The sequence below is a fragment of the Ruegeria sp. AO1 genome (assembly GCF_056535985.1).
Genome location: NZ_JBQFJC010000001.1, coordinates 1,392,147 through 1,407,733 on the forward strand (window position 1 = coordinate 1,392,147; position 15,587 = coordinate 1,407,733).

The window sequence follows — 15,587 nt, forward strand, 5'->3', positions numbered from 1 at the left end:
GACATCAAAATGGCAAATTACGCAAATCTCCCCGCGCCGACGCCTGAGGGCGGCCTGAACCGCTATATGCAGGAAATTCGCAAGTTTCCTCTGCTGGAGCCGGAAGAAGAATACATGCTGGCCAAGCGCTGGGTCGAAGAGCAGGACACCGAGTCCGCTCATAAAATGGTCACGTCGCATCTGCGCCTGGCGGCCAAGATTGCCATGGGCTATCGCGGCTACGGTCTGCCGCAGGCCGAGGTTATTTCCGAGGCCAATGTGGGCCTGATGCAGGCGGTCAAACGGTTCGACCCGGAAAAGGGCTTCCGTCTGGCGACCTATGCAATGTGGTGGATTCGCGCCTCGATCCAGGAATATATCCTGCGGTCCTGGTCGCTGGTGAAGCTGGGCACAACCTCGGCACAGAAAAAGCTGTTCTTCAACCTACGCAAGGCCAAGGCCCGTATCGGTGCGTTGGAAGAGGGCGACCTGCGCCCTGAAAACGTAACTCAGATCGCCAATGATCTTGGCGTGACCGAGGAAGAGGTCATCAGCATGAACCGCCGTATGTCTGGCGGCGATGCCTCGCTGAACGCGACCGTCGGGTCCGAAGGCGAAGGCACCATGCAGTGGCAGGACTGGCTTGAGGACGAAGATGCCGATCAGGCGGGTGACTACGAAGCTCGTGATGAACTGGACGCTCGGCGCGAGTTGCTGGCAGCCTCCCTAGAGGTGCTGAATGACCGCGAGAAGGACATCCTGACCCAACGCCGCCTAATGGATCAGCCGGTGACTTTGGAAGAGCTCAGCACGCAATACAATGTGAGCCGCGAGCGCATCCGTCAGATCGAAGTCCGCGCCTTCGAGAAACTTCAAAAGAAAATGCGCGATTTAGCCCGCGAGAAGGGCATGTTAGCGACTCGCTGATACAGCAACTACATCGGCCCGCACATAGAGCGGGCCGATGCTCTTACGACTATGCGAAGATAAAGTCTTCTTCCGACAATTGGTGCGCTCGAACGCCCGCGAGAGTAATGCTGCCACCATCATCGAATTCGATTTCCGTACGGAAGAAGCGACCAGAGATGTCATCCTCGATATCTTCGAAGCTTGTGATTCCGTTGTATCCCGTCAGATCGATTTTGTCCTGACCGGCGCGGAACCCGAAAATCCAGTCATCTCCGTCGCCATCTTCGTAGACGAACGTGTCCGGCCCGCGCCCACCGTATAGTTTGTCGTTGCCAGCACCACCATCGATCAGGTCGGCACCTCGACCACCGAAGATCACGTCGTTACCTGCGCCACCAAGGGCTACATCGTCACCCGACCCGGCGCGTATCACATCTTTGCCGCCCCCCATGGATGAAGTCCTGGCCACGTCCTGTGAAAATGAACTCATCGGTGTCATCTCCCAGCACGAAATCGGTGTTTTTCTGCGATAGAATGCTGGTGACAGACACAGGCAGCAGCACACCGTCTAAATCATGGATGACACTGTTGCAATCGTGTCGAAAACAATTAGTCCAGGGTCTTCGATGCCATCATCTGCATCTCCGTGACTTTGCGGCGTGCTTTCGAGGTTTAGCTCCAGCGTTCCGCCCTGAAGGTTAGGGATCTCTGCGCCATTGCCCAAACCCGCGACCTGTTCCAGCGTGAAAGCGTCGCCCACGACATGGTAGGTTAGGATGTGGGCTAGCAACGGAATGGGATCGCCGCCGCCCAGCAATGTCAGCGCTTTGACGATAAAGCTGAGCGACCCAGCCTCGTCTGAGCCAGTGTATCCCAACTGTTGCGCCAGACCGATGAACGCCGAGTCTCGTGGTGCGAACAGGGTCAACATAGCGTCGGGGTTATTCAGAGCATCGCCCAGATCGGCGGCCAGTACGGCCTCTCTCAGAATATCGAAATCTTCTGAATTCTTGTCGAACTCTCCCGGAGCGCCACTTTCAAGGGGCAAACCGTTGATCGTTTGTGTGCCCTCGGATGGCTCTGTGCCGTCCATTTCAACTTCAGTCAGAATATCTTTCATATTTCTGAACCTCCCACCCAGTTATTCGACCCGATTTGGAGGTCCACCAGAAGTAGCCCCAATCCATGTCGAGCGATGTTAAGGGCTTCGGGTCGTGGTCGGATACGGATCACTGAATATGAGAGCTTTTTACTTTTTGAACTTAGTTTTTGGAGTATTAGCTCTGTAAAATAACATATTTACAAGGGTTAACGCATGAAAATTAATGTTTGCAAAAAACGTGTGAGGCCAGCGAGGTTTAGTTTGAAAAGTCGAGAAGTGGCAATTTCAAGCCAGAGTTGCCCTTTCTATTTGTATCCGAGAAGTCGCGTTTTTTCGTCAGGGAAAAGACTGGCGAGATCGCGGCCGTCTGTTAGGTTGCACGGGTAAAGATCTATATACGCGATCTGATATCGGGCCGGAAAACGCGAGGGGACTAAGATGCAAAAACCTGTTCAATTCGGAATACTTGGCGCGGCCAAGTTCGCGCGGCAATATATGGCACATGCAATTCACGCCGCAGACGGGGCGCGATTGGCCGGGCTTGCGACCTCAAACGCGGCCAAGGCCGAGCCTTTTCAGGCTTTTTGCACCGATCTGACCGTCTATGACAGCTACGACGCGCTTCTGGATGATCCCGAGATCGAGGCCGTCTATATCCCACTGCCAAATCACATGCATGTCGAATGGAGCCTGAGGGCGCTCGACGCGGGCAAACATGTGCTGTGCGAAAAGCCGATGACGATGCAGGCGGCTGAGTTCGATGCGTTGATCGAAAAGCGCGATCAGACAGGTTTGCTCGCGGCTGAGGCCTATATGATCGTGCATCACCCTCAATGGCAGTTCGTGCAGAAACTCATCGCGGATGGCGCAATTGGCAAGCTGGTCCATGTGACAGGCGCGTTCAGTTTCGACAATCGTGAGGAAGTGACGAACATTCGCAATCGTGCAGAGACCGGCGGGGGCGGGCTGCGAGATATCGGGGTGTATGTCATCGGTGGCGCGCGGTTCGCTACAGGGCAGGAGCCTTCTGCAGTTCAATCCGCGATCCGTTGGCAGGACGGCATCGATACGTTCACCGAAATTCGCGCGCAATTCCCGGGCTTTACCTATTCGGCCTATGTCTCGATCCGGATGCACCCGCATCAAGAGATGGTGTTTCACGGTGAAGGCGGAGTCATCCGCCTGACCGCCCCGTTCAACGCGCGGGTGTTTGGCGAGGCGCGGGTCGAGTTGCATCGACCGGGGCTTGAGGTTCAGGTGACCCGGTTCCCAGGCGACGATCACTACAAACTGCAGGTTGAAGCCTTCTGTCGCTCGGTCCGCGACGGGGTGGCCTATCCTTGCCCGCTGGAGTTTTCGCGCGGGACGCAAGAGATGATTGATCGCGTGTTCGCGGATGCCGTTCCCCTCTGACTTGCCAGCACTCGCCCGGCGCGCGTATTCTGTGCTGCATCCATAAAAGGAGAGGTTCATGGCCGGAGGTTGGGCCCGCGATGGTGCTGTCAGCGAACAGATCGAGGCGTCGATTTCCGACGAACTGGCCCGCATGCAGGCGCAAAAACGCCCCTTAGGCGAAAGCCTGACCCACTGCGCCGAGTGCGAGGAACCCATTCCCGAAAAGCGCCGCCAAGCGCTGCCCGGCGTCAAGCTGTGTCTGGACTGTCAGCAGGAGAGGGACGGGACGTATCAACAGCGGGCAGGCATTAACCGGCGCGGATCAAAAGACAGCCAGTTGAAGTAGGCCAGGCGCAGGATGCCTAACTCTACTGCAAAACAACCATTGATGCAGAACGGGTTGCTACTTGGGTTTCTAGCCGCGTTTCTCTGGGGCACGCATAGTGTAATCGTGCGCTATCTAACGAGCGATTTAGGTGGACTACAGATCGCGGTGACCCGCTTGTTCATCGCGGCACTAGCGGTTTATTGCATTTTACGGGTCATGCGTGTGCCCGTTTCGATTGAGCACAAAGACTGGAACTTTCGGCTGGCCGTACTGTCGACAGTCGTGAACTATATCCTGTTTCACGTAGGGCTGGAATACACAGGTGCCGCCAACGCCATGGTACTGGAAAACACCGCCCCGTTTTTTGTGCTGCTTTTCCTTTATTTCTTTGCAGATACGCCAGTTACGCGCGTGGATGTACTCGCCACGATACTGGCGATTTTTGGGGTGTTCCTGACCGTGTTCCGAGATTTTCAGGGTGGCGGAGAGCCTTTGTTCGGTGATCTTTTGGAAATTGGCGCAGGGCTTAGTTGGGCCGTGTTTCTGGTTTCAAGTAGCCGGGCCATGCGCAATTCGACCTCAACGGCCGAGCGATTGAATTTTCTATTCGGAATTTTTGTCTGCGCTGGTGCACTGTTGCTACCATTGGCTGCGTTTTCCCTGCAAACCCCGACGGTGAAAGATGTGATTTTTCTGATCCTACTGGGCGTCCTTCCCACGGCGTTGGCCTACTACCTTTGGTATGAGGCCGCTGCGCGCGTATCGACTTTGACGGCAACGTTGATGTTTGCCGCTTCTGTTGTTTTCACGTTTATCAATTCGGCGCTGTTCCTGGGGGCCGCGATCACACCGATTGCGGCCCTCGGAGCTATTTTGATCGTGGCTGCAGTCTTCCTGACGACCAAGAAACAGGAGTGATTAGCCCTCCATCGCTTCCAGTTCGTCAATGAAGCCCGAGATCATCGACAGGCCTTTGTCCCAGAACTTTGGGTCGCTGGCGTCCAGCCCGAACGGAGCCAGCAGGTCTTTATGGTGTTTCGACCCACCGGCGCGCAGCATCTCGAAATACTTGTCCTCGAACCCCTCAGCACCGCTTTCGTAGACCGAATAAAGCGCGTTCACGAGGCCGTCTCCGAACGCATAGGCGTAGACGTAGAAGGGGGAATGCACGAAATGGGGTATATAGGCCCAGAACGTTTCATACCCTTCCATGAATTCGAAAGACGGCCCAAGGCTTTCCGCCTGAACGCTCATCCACAAAGCGTTGATGTCGTCCGGGGTCAGCTCGCCCTCGCGGCGGGCGGCGTGCAGCTTGCATTCGAAATCGTAGAAGGCGATCTGGCGAACGACCGTGTTGATCATGTCTTCGACTTTGCCGGCCAGGAGCACTTTGCGCTGTTCCTTGGTTTCGGCCTTGTCCAGCATTTTGCGGAAGGTCAGCATTTCACCAAAAACGCTGGCGGTTTCGGCCAGTGTCAGCGGGGTCGAGGACAGCATCTCGCCCTGGTCTGCCGCCAGTACCTGATGGACACCGTGGCCAAGCTCATGCGCCAGGGTCATCACGTCGCGTGGTTTGCCCAGATAGTTGAGCATCACGTAAGGATGCACATCGGTCACGGTCGGATGGGCGAACGCGCCCGGTGCCTTGCCCGGCTTCACCGCCGCGTCGATCCAACCTTTTGAGAAGAAAGGCGAGGCGATCTCACCCATGCGCGGATCAAACGCGTTATAGGCATCCATCACCGTCTTCTCGGCCTCGTCCCAGCCGACGATGCGGGTGTCTTCCATCGGCAGCGGCGCGTTGCGGTCCCAGACCTGCATCACGTCCAGACCCAGCCATTTGCGTTTGAGTTCGTAGTAACGGTGGCTCAGCTTGGGGTAGGCAGCGACGACGGCCTCGCGCAGGGCCTCGACCACCTCGGGTTCGACATCGTTCGACAGGTGGCGACCGGTCTGCGCGGTCGGCATATTGCGCCAACGGTCGACAATTTCCTTTTCCTTGGCCTGCGTGTTGTGAACGCGGGCGAAGGTTTTGATGTTCTCCTGAAAAACGGAGGCCAACTCATGCGAGGCCGCCTCGCGTTTGCTGCGGTCCTGTTCTGTCAGCAGGTTCAGAGTGCCTTCGATGTTCAGCTCTTCGCCGTCGACGGTGAAAGTCAGGCCCGCGATGGTCTCGTCGAATAAACGCTCCCACGCGTCGCCGACAACGCCGAGGTCATGGAGGAATTTCTCCAACTCGTCAGACAGTTGGTAGGGTTTCATCGCGCGGATACGGCGAAAGACGGGTTCATAACGCGCAAGATCAGCATTAGCCGCGAAATGGGCCTGCAGAACGTCGTCTTCAATGCGGTTGATCTCGAGCGTGAAGAAGACCAGAGGGGTCGTGAAGACGGTGATCTTTTCCTGCATGTCCGACAGGAACTTGGCGCGGTCGGCATCGGTGGTCAGTTGGTAGTAGCGCAGACCGGCGAAGGACATGATCCGACCGGCAATGGCGTTGATCTTTTCGTTTCGATGCACACAGGTCAGCAGGCCTGCGGCGTCCAGATCCGCGAGTTTGCCTTCGTAGTCTGCCGCGAATGAGGCGCATTCGCCCTCAAGCCAGTCCAGATCCCGCGTCAGCTCGGTCGCCTCTTCCGAGGCATAGAGGTCGGTCAGATCCCATTCGGGCAGGTTGCCAAGGTTATCGGCACCGCCGACTGCATTTGCATCACGGACGGGAAAGGGCAGGTCGCGCATGGAACACCTCTGATTAGCTTTGTTGCCAAACATCTAGGGCTGGCGCGCCCGGATCACAAGCCGCCAGTCAAGATCAGTGCCGTGCGGACGCCTTAGGGGCGATTTGCCAGGAAATGCGCGGTCAATTCATCGAGAACCGGGTTGCGAACCTCGGGGGCCTCCATCAGTACCTCATGCTCACCGTCGGGGATCTCGATCAGACGGCCGTTGGGCCAGTTGGCCATCCGTGCGCGGATCGCCTTGCGGTCAACGATCTGCTCATGGCTGCCCAGATAGGTCAGGCAGGCGGTGTCCGGCGCAGGTTGCTCCATCAGCCATTCGCATTCGCTGAGCGCCTCACGCAACCATTGGTTGGACGGGGCACCTAGCGCCAGTTCGGGGTGCGCTTTCAGTTGATCCTGCATCATCTTGAACATGTCCGGGTCGCGCGTCAGCGAGTTGCCCTCGAACGGTTCCGCCAGAACATAGCTGGTCAAAGAAGTGGTCGGCGGTGTGCGTTCCCCCAACCCCAGCGCCGTGCCCCAATAGGCGGTCAGACGGCTTAGGGGCTTCATGAGTGGGACAAAGAAAATGCCCCACATCGGCCCGGTAAACGCACAGGCTGCAAAGCAATCGTTCTCGATGACCGCGCGCAGGCCGATGGCTCCGCCCATCGAATGCCCGATCACATACCACGGGCGCGGCATATCCAATTTCTCAGCCAGCTCTAGCACCACGGCGACGTCATGTTGATAGTCGGTGAACTTATCGACATGCCCGATGCGGGGTTCGTCCAGCATGCGGTCGGCCAAGCCTTGTCCGCGCCAGTCGATGGCGAGGACGGCAAAGCCGCGGTTCAGGAATTCCCCTGCGGTGCTCGCGTATTTCTCGATATATTCGGTGCGGCCGGGAAACAGGAATACCGTGCCGTTCTTTGCATCTTCGGGCAGCCAATGCCCGACACGGATGCGTTTGCCGTCGGCGGTGTAGAGCCAATGGGCTGTACCACCGGCCGGGTCGCCGGCCACATCATCATAAAAGGGGGCCGGCGAGTACTCCATCAGGCCAGAACCGATGCAAGCTGCATGGCGATTCCCATGTCACCGTCAACGCTGAGTTTGCCGGACATGAACGCGCCGGTTGGGTTCAGATCGCCGCTGAGGATCTGTTCGAACGTGTCCGCATCCGCGCTGAGTGTCACATCGGCGTCGTCATCACTGACGCGGGCACCGTCTCCATCCAGAACAATTGCGCCCAGATCGGCGATCGCAAACTTGGCGGACGCATCAAAGCCACCACCGGCCAGCTTTTCGTTCAGCGCGGCCGCAGCCTTTTCAAGAATCTCGCTCATGCTTTTCCTCATATTGTTTATGCGCCGTGAATGGACATCCTCGGTCGCAACGCTACACTGACCATTGTTATGGGTATTGCAATCACCAATCTCAAAGGTACCGTTGCGGCACTTGCCGTTCTAGTCATGTTTTCCACCAGTGGTGGAGCGCAACAAGCGGATTCCCGCGACGAAGAGGCGCTGTTGCGGCAATTGGCGCAGGCAACTCCGGAACAAGCAGTCGGTCTGGATCGTCAGTTGCAGGCACTATGGTCGCAATCTGGTTCGGCCTCGGCTGATCTGTTGCTTGAGCGGGGGCGCGAAGCCCTGGATGACGGCGACATTGAGGCCGCGATCGAACACCTAACCGCGTTGACCGACCACGCGCCCGAGTTTGCCGAAGGCTGGCACGCGCGGGCCTCGGCCTTTTTCGGCATCGACCGGTTTGGAATGGCAGCCGCCGATCTGGAACATGCGCTGACCCTCAACCCGAACAACTACCAGGCTATTTACGGTCTGGGCCTGATTTTCGAGGTGGTCGGCAAACCCGATCAGGCGCTTGAGGCTTATTCCCGCGCGTTGGCTATACATCCCCATCACGAAGAAGTAACCAATGCCATGAATCGGCTGAAGCCTCAGGTTGAAGGCAAGGCGCTGTAAGTCTAAGGGCGCAGGGGGCAAAGGTGAGCGGGTCATCCCGGGTAGTGGCCGTTCTTGGGCCGACAAACACAGGTAAAACTCATTATGCGATTGAGCGCATGCTGGGGTACCGGACCGGTGTCATCGGCCTGCCTCTGCGTCTGCTCGCGCGTGAGGTCTATGACAAGATCGTCGCCATTCGCGGCCCCTCGGTCGTGGCGTTGGTGACAGGCGAGGAACGGATCGTACCACCGCGCACCCAGTATTGGGTCTGCACGGTCGAGGCGATGCCCGAAGGCATGGGCGCCGATTTCGTCGCGATTGATGAAATTCAGCTCTGCGTGGATCCCGAGCGTGGCCACGTCTTCACCGACCGGTTGCTGCGGTCGCGGGGAACGAATGAGACGCTGTTCATGGGGTCCGACACCATGCGCGGCCCGATTGCGGCGCTTGTGCCCGAGGCGCAGTTTGTCCGGCGCGAGAGGATGTCTCAGCTGGTGTATTCGGGGTCGAAAAAGATCAGCCGAATGCCCCCGCGCAGCGCCATTGTCGGGTTTTCGGTCGAAAACGTGTATGCCATCGCAGAACTACTGCGTCGCCAAAAGGGTGGGGCGGCTGTGGTGATGGGCGCGCTCAGCCCGCGCACACGGAACGCGCAGGTCGACCTGTATCAAAATGGTGAGGTCGACTATCTGGTGGCCACCGATGCCATCGGGATGGGCCTGAATCTGGATGTGAACCACGTGGCGTTTTCGTCCCTGACCAAATTCGACGGTCGCCGGATGCGCCCCTTGGCCCCGAATGAGCTGGCCCAAATCGCGGGCAGGGCAGGCCGTGGCATGTCGGATGGCACATTCGGCGTGACCGGCGAGGCCCCGCCATTGGACGAAGGCGTTGCGCAGGTCATCATGGACAGCCGCTTTACGCCGATGAAAAAGCTGAACTGGCGGAGTGCCGCCCTTCGCTTCGGCTCGGTGGATGCGCTGATCGACTCGCTAGAAGTCAGTCCGAATGATGAACATCTGACCAAGGCCCGCCCTGCAGACGACCTGAACGTGCTGAAATCGCTGTCGCAAGTGACCGAGGTCGCAGCCCGCGCCAGCGATGGCCCGTCGATCCGTTTGCTATGGGATGTGTGCCGAATTCCCGATTTTAGGGGCATCAGCCATTCGGAACATGCCAATCTGCTCGAAGTGATCTACGGCCACCTGCACGAACGCGGCGCGATCCCGGACGACTTCATGGCGCGGCAAATCCGCCGGATTGACCGCACGGACGGAGATATTGATGCGCTGTCCAAAAGGTTGGCTTATATTCGCACTTGGACATATGTTGCGCAACGAAACGGCTGGGTCCGTGACGAATCGCATTGGCGTGAGGAAACGCGCACTGTAGAAGACAGGTTGTCGGACGCTCTGCATGATCGTCTGACGCAAAGATTTGTGGACCGGCGCACCTCGGTGTTGTTGCGCCGGCTCAAACAGAAGGAGGCCCTTTTGGCCGAAGTAAATGACAAGGGTGAAGTGACCGTCGAAGGCGAATTCGTCGGTCGTCTGGAAGGGTTCCGGTTTACACCGGACAAAAGCGCGCAAGGGGCTGAGGCGAAAGCACTCAAGTCGGCCTCGCTGCAAGCTCTCGCGCCGCAATTCCATCTGCGTGCCGATCGTTTCTACAATGCACCCGATACCGAAATTGATTTCACTGATCAGGGCGGCCTGATGTGGGGCGAATACGCTGTCGGCAAACTGGTTGCCGGGGCCGAGCCTCTCAAGCCGATGGTTGAGGTTTTTGTGGATGAGGCCGCGGGGCCGGACGTCGAACAGAAGGTGCAGCGCCGTCTGCAGCACTTCATCGACCGCAAAGTGGCCGCACTGTTCGAGCCGCTGCTCAACCTGTCGCGGGACGAGGAACTGTCCGGCCTGGCGAAAGGCTTTGCCTTCCGTATGGTCGAGGCGCTGGGTGTGCTGCCTCGCGCGCAGGTCGCGCAAGAGGTCAAGGATCTGGATCAGGACGCTCGTGGCGCGCTGCGCAAGCACGGCATCCGTTTTGGTCAGTTCACCATCTTCATGCCTCTGCTGCTGAAACCTGCGCCCACGCGCCTCCGCCTGGTTCTTTGGGCACTGTCCAGTGGTCTGCAGGAATTCCCCGAGGCACCGCCTCCGGGTCTGGTCACCGTACCCGTCGCCAAGGATGCGCCGCAGGGCTACGACACCATGTGTGGTTACCGCGATGCGGGCGAACGCTCGATCCGGATCGACATGCTGGAGCGTCTGGCTGATATGCTGCGCTCTGAGGACAGCCGGGGCGGCTTTGAAGCCAAGCCTGACATGCTCTCGATCACAGGCATGACGCTGGAGCAATTCGCGGACCTGATGCAGGGTCTGGGCTACAAGGCCGAACGTGGCGAGCGCGAAAAAGTCAAAGCTGCACCAGCGGAGGCACCTGCGACTGACGCGGCAGAAAAACCCGCAGCCGAAGAAACCCCGGCCGTAGAGGTTTCGCCCGAAGAGGTCGCCGCACCCACCGAGGCGCCAGCCGAGGCCACCGAAAGCACCGAGGCAGCAGCTGAGACTCCGGCCGCTGACGCCGCAAGTGACGAACCCGAGGTCGAGGTGTTCTACACCTTCACATGGGGCCGGCAGCGCCAGCAAAATCGCGCCCCGCGCCGCGAACAGGGGCAGGGCAAGGGCAAGCCGCGTGGGAAACCTCAGGACGGTCGCAAGCCGCAAGGCAAGAAGGGCGGCAAGCCGCAGGGCGCAAAATCCTTCTCGTCCCGGCCTCCGAAGAAGGAAAAGGCGATTGATCCCGACAACCCGTTTGCAGCAGCGCTGATGGGTTTGAAGGGCGGCAACTGATCCGCCATGGATCAGGCCAAGCTGCGGATCGACAAATGGCTCTGGCAGGCGCGGTTCTTCAAGACACGTAGCCTGTCGGCCAAACAGGTCAGCGGCGGCCATGTCAGGCTGAACGGCAACCGCGTTCTGAAACCCGCCCAAGCGGTGGTTCCCGGCGACGTTCTGACCTTTCCACAGGGCAAAATCATCCGGGTCGTTCGCGTCGAAAAACTCGGCGACCGCCGCGGTCCGGCCCCCGAAGCGCAAACATTGTACTTCGATATGACGGAAAAGAAGGACATACCGCCCAAAAACCCGTCATATGAGGGAAAAGGTCGTCCAACCAAGAAAGAACGGCGCGCGCTTGATCTTTCTCGCACGTCAAACGGCCCCACATCTTGAAGCCAAACCCGGACTGAACTAGCTAGACGCCAAACCTGAATGGGATTCTGAACATGACCTACGTCGTTACCGAAAACTGCATCGGCTGCAAATACACCGACTGTGTGGAAGTGTGCCCTGTGGACTGTTTCTACGAAGGTGAAAACACACTGGTTATCCACCCAGACGAATGCATCGACTGCGGCGTGTGTGAACCAGAATGCCCGGCTGATGCAATCCGTCCCGACACCGAACCAGGCATGGAAACTTGGGTCGAGTTCAACCGCAAATACTCGGAAATGTGGCCGGTCATTGTCACCAAAAAAGACCCGTTGCCAGAGGCGGAAGAGCGTGATGGCGAGGAAGGCAAAATGGAGAAGTATTTCTCCGAAGCTCCAGGTGAAGGCGGGTAAGTGATTCGCACCCCAATTGGATGGCAAAGAAAAGCGGTCTTCAAAGACTAATCCCTTGATTGCAGGCCGTTTATAAAAAAATTCCCCTAGGGAAACTTTTGAGTGTCTCATTTTTGTGATATACTCTCGCCTTACATGATGACTGAGATTGGGATGTACTCCGTAAGTATGCTCGCTTTGGAGTTCTGAATTTGCGACAAACAGACCGCCTGCCGGGGCCACAATAGGCACCGAGCGTGTTTTTTTTTGTTGTTCGCATCCCGGTCCAAAACCAAGGAATGAATTGAATGTCGAAGTCGAAAAAGCTTGAGTTCCGCCCGAACGACTATGTTGTCTACCCCGCCCATGGTGTGGGTCAGATCATTTCGATCGAAGAGCAGGACGTCGCTGGATTTTCGCTCGAATTGTTCGTCATCTCTTTTGAGAAAGACAAGATGACCCTTCGCGTGCCGACAAACAAAGTGACCGAATCCGGTCTGCGTTCGCTCAGCTCGCCGGATGTGATCAGCCAGGCGATGAAGACGCTGAAGGGCAAGGCCAAGGTCAAACGGGCCATGTGGTCGCGCCGGGCACAGGAATACGAACAGAAGATCAACTCGGGCGATCTGATCTCGATCGCCGAAGTGGTCCGCGACCTGCACCGCACCGATGACCAGCGCGAACAAAGCTATTCTGAGCGTCAGCTCTATGAAGCCGCGCTAGAGCGTCTGACCCGTGAGGTTGCCGCCGTGTCCGGAGACGGAGAGATTTCTGCCGCCAAGCAGGTGGATGATGTCCTGACCTCGCGTGCGGCTGCTGCCTAAAGGTTGCGCCGATAGAAAAAGCAAGGCCGCTCCGTCATCGGGGCGGCCTTTTTCGTTGCTTGGTGGATTGGCGAAAACCGGTTAGTTTTTCTGTAGATGCAAGCAGATACCGGGTCGGCATGAAGAAGACGGTCAAGTTCCTATATATCGGCAAGGCCCCGATTTCGGTCTGGTTCCGCTATGGGTTGATCCTGTTCGATGTGGTCACGATCATCTTCTTTGTCGCCACCGCGCATTTTCCGCATGGCCCATGGGTAACAGGGATCAGCTGGGTGGTTGGCTTTATTATCCTGCTGGATTTTTCGGCCAGAATGTGGATCGCCAAAGACCGCTGGAAGCTTTTGCGCAAGATTTACACTCTGGCAGATATCGTGGTGATCGTGTCGCTGATCCTCGATCCGTTTCTGACCGGCAATCTCGCGTTCCTGCGTATCCTACGCGCTCTTCGGCTGATCCATTCGTACCATCTGCTCTGGGACTTGCGGCGCGACAGTACCTTTTTCCGCACGCATGAAGATGCGGTCATCGCGGCCATCAATCTGCTGGTTTTTGTGTTTGCAACTTCGACAGCCGTTCTTGTCTTTTTCATCCCCGAAGATGCTAAGAACCCCTATATAGACGCGCTGTATTTCACCATGGCGACCCTGACGACGACAGGATTTGGTGACATCACCCTGTCGACGCCTTGGGGCAAGCTGTTCTCGGTGTTTATCATGGTGGTGGGCGTTGCTCTGTTCGTGCGCCTCGCTCAGGCGATTTTCATGCCGCAGAAAGTGCGCCACAAATGCCCCAGCTGCGGGCTGTTCCGGCATGATCCCGACGCGGTGCATTGCAAGCATTGCGGCTGCACTCTGCGGATTGAGACGGGCGGAGTATCCTAAAGCTGCGCTGCTATTGCTACCAGGAAAGTGATTTCGGCCAATTGCTGAGAAGCGCCGAGGATATCTCCGGTCTGGCCGCCTATCTTGGCCTTCGCCACGAGGGCCAGAGCACCCACAACGAGCTCGGCGCATAGGGCGGGCAAAATGACCTGCGCACCGATCAGCAACAGTCCCGTCAAACCCGCCAGAGCAATCGAAACCGCGACAGGACCCACGGACGGGGCACCGACAGAATGGCTGAGACCGGATTTACGCGCATTGGGCAATGCAGCCATCAGCAAGGGCATGAACGCGCGTGACACCACACAAGCGGCAATGATCGCTAGAAACGCACCGGCAGACAAAAGGGCCGCGACTGCTGCAACTCGCATCAGCTGCGAACCAATCAGGGACAGCACGCCATATGTTCCGATATGGCTGTCCTTCATGATCTCCAACCGGCGTTCCGGCGTAAACCCGCCCCATAGGCCATCAAACGTATCGGCCAGCCCGTCCTCATGCATTGCGCCCGTCGTCATGGTCAGGGTCGCCACGAGCAAAACGGCGCACACGAAAGGCGGAACCGACAGTGTCAGTGCAAGCCACCCGATGACGCAAGCCAATGCGCCAATCACCAAGCCGACCACCGGAAAGGCCCAAACCGCCTGCGCTTGCCGGGTAAAGACCCTCTCGGGCAAACGAGGCAGGGGCAGGCGCGTCAACAGGACCAGAGCCAGCGGGATATCCCATGCGGAAACCGGATTGGTGTCGTTTTTTTGCACTTCTGCGCCTTTCGAGGCCTTGTTGGATTCAGTGCTTCGGTTAAACACACAGGACCACTCTGATGCAATGAGGCTTTGATGCTGCCTGAACTGAATGATTTGAATACGTTCCGTGACGCGTTGACCAGCGCTCCGGGGCCGGACATGGCGGCGGCGGATGGCGCGGCTGAACGCAACGGTCAGCTGACCAAACCTCCGGGCGCGCTGGGGCGGCTTGAGGATCTGGCGATCTGGTACGCAGCCTGGCGTGGGGACGCGCGACCGCAGGTTGCGGCCCCTCAGGTCATTGTCTTTGCGGGCAACCACGGGGTCACGGCGCAGGGCGTTTCAGCCTTTCCGCCCGAAGTGACTGTGCAGATGGTGATGAATTTTGAACATGGCGGCGCGGCGATCAACCAGTTGGCCAAGGCGGCGGGCGCGAAGATGGACGTCCACGCGCTGGATCTGGATCATCCAACGGCAGACTTCACCCAAGGCCCCGCCATGAGTGAGGCTGAGTTGCTGAGCGCTTTGCAAACCGGCTGGCAGGCGGTGGACCCGAAGTCCGACCTGCTGGTGGTCGGCGAGATGGGGATCGGCAACACCACCCCCGCTGCTGCCATCGCCTGCGCCCTGTTCGGAGGCGAGGCCGCCGATTGGACCGGTCGCGGTACGGGGGTCGACGATGCGGGCCTTGCCAACAAGACCCGCGTAGTGGCTGAAGGCGTTGCACTGCATGGCAGTGACGACGGGTTGGAGGTTTTGCGCTGCCTCGGCGGGCGCGAGATCGCGGCCATGGCCGGAGCGATTGCGGCGGCCCGTATGTTGCGCATTCCCGTCATCCTGGATGGCTTCATCTGCACATCGGCAGCGGCCTGTCTGGCGCGTATCTCGCCCTCGGCTCTGGATCACACCATCGCGGGGCACCAAAGCGCAGAAGGCGCGCATGCTGCGATGCTGTCAAAACTGGGCAAAGAGCCTCTGCTGAGCCTCGGCCTGCGTCTGGGTGAGGGATCCGGCGGTGCGCTTGCGATCAACATTCTCAAGAGCGCGGTTGCCTGCCATTCGGGAATGGCAACCTTTGCCGAGGCGGGCGTCTCGGACGGGTAACCTAAGCGCCTGACCGGGCAATTGC

The 15,587-nt window shown here is 58.3% G+C and carries 17 protein-coding genes; 11 read left to right on the top strand and 6 right to left on the bottom strand.

Annotated elements, in window-relative coordinates; genetic code table 11:
- Positions 1-9: 9 nt before the first annotated feature.
- Positions 10-906 carry an RNA polymerase sigma factor RpoH gene (gene rpoH / locus ACR3FB_RS06880; protein WP_170376464.1) on the top strand — a complete coding sequence of 299 codons (897 nt, stop codon included), beginning with the start codon at positions 10-12 and terminating at the stop codon, positions 904-906.
- Positions 907-955: 49 nt separating this feature from the next.
- Here rpoH and ACR3FB_RS06885 read toward each other — a convergent pair whose 3' ends face one another.
- Together ACR3FB_RS06885 and ACR3FB_RS06890 are read right to left on the bottom strand one after the other, a co-directional pair.
- On the bottom strand, positions 956-1,378 hold the full coding sequence (locus tag ACR3FB_RS06885) for a M10 family metallopeptidase C-terminal domain-containing protein (protein ID WP_480565319.1): 423 nt from the start codon (positions 1,376-1,378) through the stop codon (positions 956-958).
- 78 nt (positions 1,379-1,456) lie between these two features.
- On the bottom strand, positions 1,457-2,008 hold the full coding sequence (locus ACR3FB_RS06890; protein WP_480565322.1) for a fasciclin domain-containing protein: 552 nt from the start codon (positions 2,006-2,008) through the stop codon (positions 1,457-1,459).
- Between the two features lie 420 nt (positions 2,009-2,428).
- Between ACR3FB_RS06890 and ACR3FB_RS06895 the strand changes: the two genes are divergently transcribed.
- From ACR3FB_RS06895 to ACR3FB_RS06905, 3 genes are read left to right on the top strand one after another with little or no spacing between them, the layout of a single operon-like run.
- Positions 2,429-3,403, top strand: a complete 975-nt coding sequence (locus tag ACR3FB_RS06895; RefSeq protein ID WP_480565325.1) for a Gfo/Idh/MocA family protein — start codon at positions 2,429-2,431, stop codon at positions 3,401-3,403.
- Positions 3,404-3,461: 58 nt separating this feature from the next.
- On the top strand, positions 3,462-3,731 hold the full coding sequence (locus ACR3FB_RS06900) for a DksA/TraR family C4-type zinc finger protein (RefSeq protein WP_480565328.1): 270 nt from the start codon (positions 3,462-3,464) through the stop codon (positions 3,729-3,731).
- A 12-nt stretch (positions 3,732-3,743) separates the two neighbouring features.
- The gene (locus tag ACR3FB_RS06905; protein WP_480565331.1) at positions 3,744-4,631 is read left to right on the top strand and encodes a DMT family transporter; all 888 of its coding nucleotides are present in this window, start codon (positions 3,744-3,746) and stop codon (positions 4,629-4,631) included.
- On the opposite strand, the gene ACR3FB_RS06910 is transcribed toward ACR3FB_RS06905, so the two are convergent.
- The 3 genes from ACR3FB_RS06910 to ACR3FB_RS06920 all read right to left on the bottom strand — a co-directional run bounded on the left by ACR3FB_RS06910 (position 4,632) and on the right by ACR3FB_RS06920 (position 7,782).
- A complete protein-coding gene (locus ACR3FB_RS06910) occupies positions 4,632-6,452 on the bottom strand; it encodes a M3 family oligoendopeptidase (RefSeq protein WP_480565334.1) in 1,821 nt (606 codons plus the stop codon).
- A gap of 92 nt (positions 6,453-6,544) precedes the next feature.
- Complete coding sequence (locus ACR3FB_RS06915) at positions 6,545-7,492, bottom strand: alpha/beta fold hydrolase (RefSeq protein WP_480565337.1); 948 nt, start codon at positions 7,490-7,492, stop codon at positions 6,545-6,547.
- Positions 7,492-7,782 (bottom strand): SCP2 sterol-binding domain-containing protein, encoded by a 291-nt coding sequence (locus tag ACR3FB_RS06920; protein ID WP_170457946.1) that lies wholly within the window; start codon positions 7,780-7,782, stop codon positions 7,492-7,494. The genes ACR3FB_RS06915 and ACR3FB_RS06920 overlap by 1 nt, the downstream gene beginning before the upstream one ends.
- A 30-nt stretch (positions 7,783-7,812) precedes the next feature.
- Between ACR3FB_RS06920 and ACR3FB_RS06925 the strand changes: the two genes are divergently transcribed.
- The 6 genes from ACR3FB_RS06925 (at position 7,813) to ACR3FB_RS06950 (ending at position 13,712) form a co-directional block, all read left to right on the top strand.
- Positions 7,813-8,421 carry a tetratricopeptide repeat protein gene (locus tag ACR3FB_RS06925; RefSeq protein ID WP_170665322.1) on the top strand — a complete coding sequence of 203 codons (609 nt, stop codon included), beginning with the start codon at positions 7,813-7,815 and terminating at the stop codon, positions 8,419-8,421.
- A gap of 23 nt (positions 8,422-8,444) precedes the next feature.
- Positions 8,445-11,255 (top strand): helicase-related protein, encoded by a 2,811-nt coding sequence (locus ACR3FB_RS06930; RefSeq protein ID WP_480565340.1) that lies wholly within the window; start codon positions 8,445-8,447, stop codon positions 11,253-11,255.
- A gap of 6 nt (positions 11,256-11,261) precedes the next feature.
- On the top strand, positions 11,262-11,636 hold the full coding sequence (locus tag ACR3FB_RS06935) for an RNA-binding S4 domain-containing protein (protein WP_425083309.1): 375 nt from the start codon (positions 11,262-11,264) through the stop codon (positions 11,634-11,636).
- Positions 11,637-11,689: 53 nt separating this feature from the next.
- Positions 11,690-12,028 (top strand): ferredoxin FdxA, encoded by a 339-nt coding sequence (gene fdxA, locus ACR3FB_RS06940; RefSeq protein ID WP_170469959.1) that lies wholly within the window; start codon positions 11,690-11,692, stop codon positions 12,026-12,028.
- Positions 12,029-12,315: 287 nt separating this feature from the next.
- On the top strand, positions 12,316-12,831 hold the full coding sequence (locus tag ACR3FB_RS06945; protein ID WP_170376497.1) for a CarD family transcriptional regulator: 516 nt from the start codon (positions 12,316-12,318) through the stop codon (positions 12,829-12,831).
- A 119-nt stretch (positions 12,832-12,950) separates the two neighbouring features.
- Positions 12,951-13,712, top strand: coding sequence for a potassium channel family protein (locus ACR3FB_RS06950; protein ID WP_170469956.1), 762 nt, complete (start codon positions 12,951-12,953; stop codon positions 13,710-13,712).
- Here the strand turns inward: ACR3FB_RS06950 and cobS are convergent.
- Positions 13,709-14,473, bottom strand: a complete 765-nt coding sequence (cobS, locus tag ACR3FB_RS06955) for an adenosylcobinamide-GDP ribazoletransferase (RefSeq protein WP_480565343.1) — start codon at positions 14,471-14,473, stop codon at positions 13,709-13,711. The two genes, ACR3FB_RS06950 and cobS, sit on opposite strands and share 4 nt — an antisense overlap.
- 78 nt (positions 14,474-14,551) lie before the next feature.
- Between cobS and cobT the strand changes: the two genes are divergently transcribed.
- A complete protein-coding gene (gene cobT / locus ACR3FB_RS06960) occupies positions 14,552-15,562 on the top strand; it encodes a nicotinate-nucleotide--dimethylbenzimidazole phosphoribosyltransferase (RefSeq protein ID WP_480565346.1) in 1,011 nt (336 codons plus the stop codon).
- Positions 15,563-15,587: the final 25 nt, after the last annotated feature.

Excerpts from the sequence above, each read along its gene's own strand:
- ACR3FB_RS06945 (WP_170376497.1), top strand. The coding sequence starts at position 12,316 with ATGTCGAAGTCGAAAAAGCTTGAGTTCCGCCCGAACGACTATGTTGTC.
- ACR3FB_RS06890 (WP_480565322.1), bottom strand. The coding sequence starts at position 2,008 with ATGAAAGATATTCTGACTGAAGTTGAAATGGACGGCACAGAGCCATCC.
- ACR3FB_RS06910 (WP_480565334.1), bottom strand. The coding sequence starts at position 6,452 with ATGCGCGACCTGCCCTTTCCCGTCCGTGATGCAAATGCAGTCGGCGGT.
- fdxA (WP_170469959.1), top strand. The coding sequence starts at position 11,690 with ATGACCTACGTCGTTACCGAAAACTGCATCGGCTGCAAATACACCGAC.
- ACR3FB_RS06915 (WP_480565337.1), bottom strand. The coding sequence starts at position 7,492 with ATGGAGTACTCGCCGGCCCCCTTTTATGATGATGTGGCCGGCGACCCG.
- ACR3FB_RS06935 (WP_425083309.1), top strand. The coding sequence starts at position 11,262 with ATGGATCAGGCCAAGCTGCGGATCGACAAATGGCTCTGGCAGGCGCGG.
- ACR3FB_RS06950 (WP_170469956.1), top strand. The coding sequence starts at position 12,951 with ATGAAGAAGACGGTCAAGTTCCTATATATCGGCAAGGCCCCGATTTCG.
- ACR3FB_RS06900 (WP_480565328.1), top strand. The coding sequence starts at position 3,462 with ATGGCCGGAGGTTGGGCCCGCGATGGTGCTGTCAGCGAACAGATCGAG.
- ACR3FB_RS06895 (WP_480565325.1), top strand. The coding sequence starts at position 2,429 with ATGCAAAAACCTGTTCAATTCGGAATACTTGGCGCGGCCAAGTTCGCG.
- ACR3FB_RS06925 (WP_170665322.1), top strand. The coding sequence starts at position 7,813 with ATGGACATCCTCGGTCGCAACGCTACACTGACCATTGTTATGGGTATT.
- cobT (WP_480565346.1), top strand. The coding sequence starts at position 14,552 with ATGCTGCCTGAACTGAATGATTTGAATACGTTCCGTGACGCGTTGACC.
- ACR3FB_RS06885 (WP_480565319.1), bottom strand. The coding sequence starts at position 1,378 with ATGAGTTCATTTTCACAGGACGTGGCCAGGACTTCATCCATGGGGGGC.
- ACR3FB_RS06905 (WP_480565331.1), top strand. The coding sequence starts at position 3,744 with ATGCCTAACTCTACTGCAAAACAACCATTGATGCAGAACGGGTTGCTA.
- ACR3FB_RS06920 (WP_170457946.1), bottom strand. The coding sequence starts at position 7,782 with ATGAGCGAGATTCTTGAAAAGGCTGCGGCCGCGCTGAACGAAAAGCTG.
- rpoH (WP_170376464.1), top strand. The coding sequence starts at position 10 with ATGGCAAATTACGCAAATCTCCCCGCGCCGACGCCTGAGGGCGGCCTG.